7 protein-coding genes are annotated in these 6,696 nt (G+C 31.9%); 1 reads left to right on the top strand and 6 read right to left on the bottom strand.

Annotated features, from left to right (window positions below; genetic code table 11):
* The 3 genes from N4A42_RS00035 to N4A42_RS00025 form a co-directional block, all read right to left on the bottom strand.
* A partial coding sequence (locus N4A42_RS00035; RefSeq protein WP_294068289.1) for an NAD(P)/FAD-dependent oxidoreductase occupies window positions 1-884 on the bottom strand: 884 nt, incomplete at its 3' end.
* Complete coding sequence (gene kynU / locus N4A42_RS00030) at window positions 877-2,148, bottom strand: kynureninase (protein ID WP_294068288.1); 1,272 nt, start codon at window positions 2,146-2,148, stop codon at window positions 877-879. The genes N4A42_RS00035 and kynU, both read right to left, overlap by 8 nt.
* 358 nt (window positions 2,149-2,506) lie before the next feature.
* A complete protein-coding gene (locus tag N4A42_RS00025; RefSeq protein WP_294068286.1) occupies window positions 2,507-3,190 on the bottom strand; it encodes a hypothetical protein in 684 nt (227 codons plus the stop codon).
* Between the two features lie 84 nt (window positions 3,191-3,274).
* Between N4A42_RS00025 and N4A42_RS00020 the strand changes: the two genes are divergently transcribed.
* Window positions 3,275-4,075 (top strand): bifunctional 2-polyprenyl-6-hydroxyphenol methylase/3-demethylubiquinol 3-O-methyltransferase UbiG, encoded by an 801-nt coding sequence (locus N4A42_RS00020; protein ID WP_294068284.1) that lies wholly within the window; start codon window positions 3,275-3,277, stop codon window positions 4,073-4,075.
* A 46-nt stretch (window positions 4,076-4,121) separates the two neighbouring features.
* Here N4A42_RS00020 and msrA read toward each other — a convergent pair whose 3' ends face one another.
* The 3 genes from msrA to N4A42_RS00005 form a co-directional block, all read right to left on the bottom strand.
* Entirely contained in the window at window positions 4,122-4,784 is a 663-nt protein-coding gene (gene msrA / locus N4A42_RS00015) for a peptide-methionine (S)-S-oxide reductase MsrA (protein WP_294068282.1), read from the bottom strand.
* A 784-nt stretch (window positions 4,785-5,568) separates the two neighbouring features.
* A complete protein-coding gene (locus tag N4A42_RS00010) occupies window positions 5,569-6,354 on the bottom strand; it encodes a C4-type zinc ribbon domain-containing protein (protein ID WP_294068280.1) in 786 nt (261 codons plus the stop codon).
* 2 nt (window positions 6,355-6,356) lie between these two features.
* On the bottom strand, window positions 6,357-6,696 hold a 340-nt coding region (locus N4A42_RS00005; RefSeq protein ID WP_294068278.1), incomplete at its 5' end, for a Nif3-like dinuclear metal center hexameric protein.

Below are 6,696 nucleotides of genomic sequence, written 5' to 3'. Positions count from 1 at the left end.
GGTGAACATTTGATAGTACCCAAAGCTCCTGTTGGATTATTGGCAAATTCTTCTGCAATATTTGGTATCAATGCTAATGCATCTGGGAATTGTTCTTGGAAGAAGGCTTTGATTTTAGCTTCGGTGTCTAAACCTTTAAAATGATATGCGCCTTCTTCATGTCCTAAGAACAAAGTAACCGTAAAACTTCCGTCTAAGTTAGCTAAGGCAATGAGCATATAGTCGCCACGAGGCCAAATGTGTAAATAATCTTTACTGATTTGATGATCACCATCTGCTGAAGCAGGAATCTCTAATTCTTTATAACCATGGGTTAAAAAGTTTTGAGAAAAACTGAATAAGAATTTACGTTGTAAAAAGTAGCTTTTTCTTAATTCCGATCCGGCACCATCTGTTCCAAAAATAACATCGGAAGTAATGCTAAATTCTTCATTATTTTTAGTGTCTTTGAAAAAGACTGTATTTGTATCTAAATCAACACTGGTACATTCTTTATTAAAATGGATGCTCAGGTTGTCAAATTGATCAGCTTCAGTTAATAGCATACCATTCAAATCACCTCTAGAAATAGAGTTGATATATTCATTATCACGACCAGAATAATTAGAGGCAAAGGTATTGCCTTCAATATCATGGATTAATCGTCCTTTCATTGGAATGCAGATAGCTCTTGCTTTGTCTTCAACTCCTGCTAAACGTAAAGCTTTAAAACCTCTGTCTGATAAGGCTAGGTTTATAGATTTTCCAGCAGAAATATCTGTGACACGCAAATCTGGTCTGCTTTCATAAACATTTACGTTATAACCTCTTTGCGCTAATCTTAAGGCTAGGAGTGAACCACACAAACCTGCGCCAATGATGAGTATGTTTTCTTTTTTACTCATTTAAAATATGTTTTAATTTTTCAACCATTCTGTATACATCTTCAAATGTATTGTACATTGGAACAGGAGCACAACGAATAACGTCTGGCTCTCTCCAGTCACTTATTACTCCTGCTTCAGTTAATTTTTGATGTAATTTTTTATCTGCATTTAAAACTTGGATAGATAATTGACAACCTCGTTCTTTGGGGTTTGAAGGTGTAATGATTCGTATAACATCTTCGCCTAACTCTTTTAGCAAAAACTCAAAATAACCTGTAAGTTTTTTAGATTTCTCCACAAGTTTATCTATTCCTACTTCATTAAACATATCTAACGATGCTTTTATAGCTGCCATAGATAATATAGGTGGATTACTAAGTTGCCAACCTTCAGCACCTGGCAACACATCAAACTCATGCCTCATATTAAAACGTGTTTCCTTGTTATGGCTCCACCAACCTGTAAATCGGTTTAAGCTTTTATCGTAAGCATGGCGTTCGTGTACAAAACAACCTGATAAACTTCCTGGTCCGGAGTTCAAATATTTATAAGTACACCATACAGCAAAATCTGCTCCTGAATTATGCAAGTCTAAATTAACATTTCCGGCACCATGTGCACAATCAAAACCTACCATACAACCATAACTATGACCTAATGTTGTAATTCGTTTAAAATCTAAAAACTGCCCAGTGTAATAATTCACTCCACCAACCATAATCAAAGCAATTTCATGACCATGTTCTTTAAGAATATCTTCTAAATCTTCGTATTGTAAAAGCTCTTCGTTAGCTCTAGGTTCCCAAAGAATAAGCCCTTCTTTATCATCAAAACCATGATGACGTAATTGAGATTCTACAGCGTATTTATCACTAGGAAATGCATCGCTTTCAATAACAATTTTATAACGTTCCTTAGTTGGTTTATAAAAAGAAGCCATCATAAAATGAAGATTAGCTGTCAACGAATTCATTGTTACTACTTCAATAGGTTTTGCGCCTACTAATTTAGCTGTTGCTTCAGTTAAAAACTCATGGTATGGCATCCAAGGATTTTTGGCCTCCGTATGACCTTCTACTCCTAAGTTTGCCCAGTCGTTTAACTCTTGATTAATATAATCTTTGGTGGATTTTGGTTGCAATCCTAGGGAATTACCGCATAGGTAAATAAGCTCATTTCCATGTTTGTCTTTTGGAATATGAAATTGTTGTCTATATTTAGATAATTCGTCTAGTGTATCTTGTTCTTTGGCATAAACTATGCCTTCTTTATAATTGGTCAATGTGAGATTGATTTTTTCGGTTTGAAACAAAAATAAGGATTTAATATATAAATTTAATGTTGAAAAAAATTGCTTAAAATGTTATTATACTACTTTTTCAACAGCAATAATTCGATTACGCTTTAAAACAAGTTTTAGATACTGAAATTCTTCAGCATTATTTCTACTAGATATTTTTTATAGGAAGTTGTTTAAAAAAAAGTGTTTCATAAAAAAAAGCGCCTTGAAACAAAGCGCTAGAGAATATATATAGACGCACAAGTGCGGAAAATGTAAGCTATACGTTTATAGTCGGAAAGACTTACGTGAAACTTACATTATAGATTACAAAAGTAATGCCAAAAAATTAAATTTAGAATTACTCTACAGTTATACTTACATCGGTAAAATTCAAATTCCAGTTACCACCTTCTTTTTTATGATCTATAGCAATCTTAATACCATTAAAATCTTGATAATTTTCGAAAGTGTTGGTAAGCGTTGGCTCTTTAGAATTACCTTCCCTAAACACCCATTCTTTAATCATATAATTTTTATCATAATATATATCATAGGCATCACCTGGTGTATAGCCACCTTCGTTTGGATACGTAATCGTTATCATTTGTAAAGTATCTTTTTTAATAGGTGATACCATTTTCTTTGACTCAGAAATTGTTGCAGTCGTATCCCAAACCAATTGAAATGGTACCAAAAGCCAATACTTATCATTAATAAAGGCTTTATCAGCATCTAAAGAGATACTATCTATTTTATTCCTATTATATTTTAAAGCACCCAAAGAAGAACCTAAACTTATTTCACCTGTTTTTGTGTCCCAAACCCATCTTCGGCCATGTCCAGATCTACCATCTCTTATAACTTTAAAAGTAAATTCAACATTTTTAACATTATCCCAATTTTCTATACCATGCGCAACGGCTATTTTTTCAGCTGTGGTTAACTGTGTTTTTTCTTCACCTAAAACATCTTCTTTTTTCTTATCTGACTGACAAGTTAAAACTATTAGAACACAGATAAGACTAAGATATAAAGGTTTCATATTAAAAAAGTTATTTTAATTTAGATGCTAAATTAAAACTCAACCTTATTCTCACAAAAGGAAGACGTAAAAAGTTATTAAAAAATGGACGATACCAACAAGTATTTTGAAACCAATAAATCTACATGGAATAAAAAGGTAGGCATACATGCACAAAGTGAAATGTATAATATGAAAGCTTTTAAAGCTGGTAAAACATCATTAATGCCTTATGAATTAAAAGCTCTAGGTGACGTTAATGGAAAATCCTTATTACACCTTCAATGTCATTTTGGGCAAGATACTTTGAGCTGGGCTAGAATGGGTGCCAAATGTGTTGGTGTGGATTTAAGCGATGAAGGTATAAAATTAGCAAAACAACTAAATGATGAACTGAATCTTAATGCTGAATTTGTTTGTTGTAATGTCTTAGACACCTCAAAGCATGTCACAAAAACTTTTGATATTATTTTTACTAGCTATGGTGTTGTTGGGTGGTTGCCAGATTTAAAACCTTGGGCTAAAATGATTGCCGAAAGATTGAATGTTGGAGGCACATTTTACATTGTTGAATTTCACCCTATACTTTGGATGTTTGATTATCTTGACGATGAGCTAAAAATGCGTTACCATTACAACCAAGACGAAGTTATTTATGAGGAATATGAAGGCACTTATGCTGACCAATCATCAAAAATGATTACTAAAGAGTATGGTTGGAATCATGGACTAAGTGAAGTTATTAATGCGCTTATTGAAGCTGGTTTGCAAATTGAATATCTCAACGAGCATGACGAAAGTCCTTATGATGTATTTCCTGATTTAGTAAAACAAGACAATGGCTTGTATAAGATGAAGAATCAGTTATTTCCTATGTTATTTGAAATAAAGGCTACAAAAATTTAACTATAAGACCTACAAGGTCTTACTGACCTTGTAGGATAAATACAACTTAATTCTTTTTTTCTTCTTTTAATAATTCAGGAAATTTAGCTTTAAATCGGTTTAGTCTTGGTATCGAAACCGCTCTAACATAGCCTTGATTTGGGTTTCGCTTTACAAAATCTTGATGATAAGCAGAAACTGGATAAAACTTTTGAAATGGATATACTTCTGCTGCTATTTTAGCATCTAGTTGTTTTGCTAAAGCAGATTTTTTTTCTTCTATAATCTTTTTTTGCTCATCATTTTGATAAAAGATTATTGAGCGATATTGAGGGCCATGGTCGTTTTCTTGCCCATTAACTTGTGTTGGATTCTGTGAACCAAAATACACGTCTACTAAAGTAGAAAAACTCACTACCTCCGGATCGTAAATTACCTCCACAGCTTCTGCGTGGCCTGTTTTACCTGAGTGACTTTTCTCGTAAGTAATGTCATCTGTGTGCCCACCAGAAAAACCACTAATCACTTCATCTACACCTTTTACGCTTTCATAAATTGCTTCTACACACCAAAAACATCCACTAGCAAAATAGGCTTTTGCCTTTCCGTCTTCCATAGGAACTTCAACAGGTTTTGCATTAATAATCTTTTGCTGTTTTGGACTAGTTTGTGCTTGGTTTTGGCAACTAAAGCATAATAATATACTAAAAATAAGGAGTGCTTTTTTCATCTTTAGAGTTCCGTAAAAACGGAATGTTTTTAATTAATTTCGGTTTTTCTTTTTCTAATAGACGTATAAAATTACGATTCCTTAAAGTAAAGTGTTATAATTTTTAATCATGTATTATCCAATCATTATTAATATAGTAGTAAGAAGCTAAATAACCTGAAAGGCAAGAATATGGCATTTCATTAATTTCAATAAAAACAGTATCCAAAGTTTTATTAAAAAATGGTTTGGTTAATGTTATAAAACCTTTTGGGCATAAACTGTCCATAATACGCAACCTATCTTCTATATTATTGTTTGTTATTATTGAGTTTATTTGTTTTTGTGAAATTAGTTTGTAACTATAATTAGATATAATGTTATTTAAATTAACGTTTCGAGAAAGATTGTTTAAACTATCTAATTCTGAATCTGATAGCACATTAACCTATAACATCAATTGAGACCTAAAATTGTTTTCTACTATTGGGTTATCGATATTGTCTAATAATTTTTTTTTTAGGCTCTATAATACAGTTACAATTAAAATCTCTTAGCTCTAAAAGTTTACTTATAAATTCGTTTGAAGTTTTTTGATAAATGTCTTGAGGTGTATTTTTTGTTTCAGTTTTACAACTAAAGCATAGTAAGCAAACTATTAGATACGTTATAAAAATTTTCTTCATAAATTATATACTTACTATAATGCTTCTAGATTAAAACTAAAAATATGACAAGTTATTTTTTGAATCACAAAAAAAGCCTTCACAAATTGTGAAGGCTTTAGATATATTCTTGGCAATTTTTATTTACTCAACTTGGCAAATAACTTATCCATTTTTATCTTTTCTTCTTCTGCTAAAACAGCATCTACTAAAATACGACCACTATGCTCATCAGTAATTACTTTTTTACGAGAGGCAATTTCTACTTGTACTTGTGGCGGAATTGTAAAGAATGAACCACCAGATGCTCCACGCTCAATTGGCACAACAGCTAAACCGTTTTTTACATTATTTCTTATTCTTAAATAAGCTTTCACTAAACGCTCATCAATTTTCTTTTGGAAATCTTCAGACTTAGCAATAAGTGCTTCTTCTTCTTTCTCAGTTTCCTTTAAGATTTCATTTAACTCACCTTTTTTGTGCTTTAAATGTTCTTTGCGATCTTTTAAACGATCTTTTGTTGAAGAAATAACCTCTTTCTTCTGCTCTATCTGAACCTTAAATTCTTTAATATGCTTTTCGGCTAATTGAATTTCTAATTCCTGAAATTCAATCTCTTTGGTTAGTGAGTTATATTCTCTGTTATTTCTAACATTGTTTTGTTGCTCACTATATTTTTTGATTAAAGCTTTGGCTTCTTCAATTAAATTCTTTTTTCCTTTAATTTCGTCATCAATAATAGCAAGACTATCATTTAATTTCTCTAATCTAGTATTCAACCCTTCAACTTCGTCTTCTAAATCTCTAACTTCTAAAGGAAGTTCTCCTCTGACATTTCTTATTTCGTCTACTCTAGAGTCAATTAATTGTAAATCGTATAACGCTCTTAAACGGTCTTCTACAGTAGCTTCAGCTTTTTTCGCCATAATTATAAATACTTTACCGGATTTGTATTTGTCTTTGATAAAATGATTGCAAAATTAGTGATTTTTTTCGAGAGATAGTCTACTAAAAATGATTTTGTGAACTGTTCGCTTTCATAATGGCCTATATCTGCTAGTACTATATCATTTTCTGCACTAAAAAAATCGTGATATTTAAGGTCTGCTGTAACTAAAAGATCTGCTCCTGAAGCTTTTGCAGCTCCTATAGCAAAGCTACCCGAACCTCCTAGAACTGCTATTTTCTTAATGGGCTTGCCTAATAATTTTGAATGCCTAACACAATTAGTATTCATTTTTTCTTTAACATACTCAAGGCATGCTTGC

The sequence above is a fragment of the Winogradskyella sp. genome (genome assembly GCF_025210595.1).
Classification (GTDB): Bacteria; Bacteroidota; Bacteroidia; order Flavobacteriales; family Flavobacteriaceae; genus Winogradskyella.
Note: the sequence above shows the minus strand (reverse complement) of the source record. Positions and strands in the feature narration are given on the sequence as shown.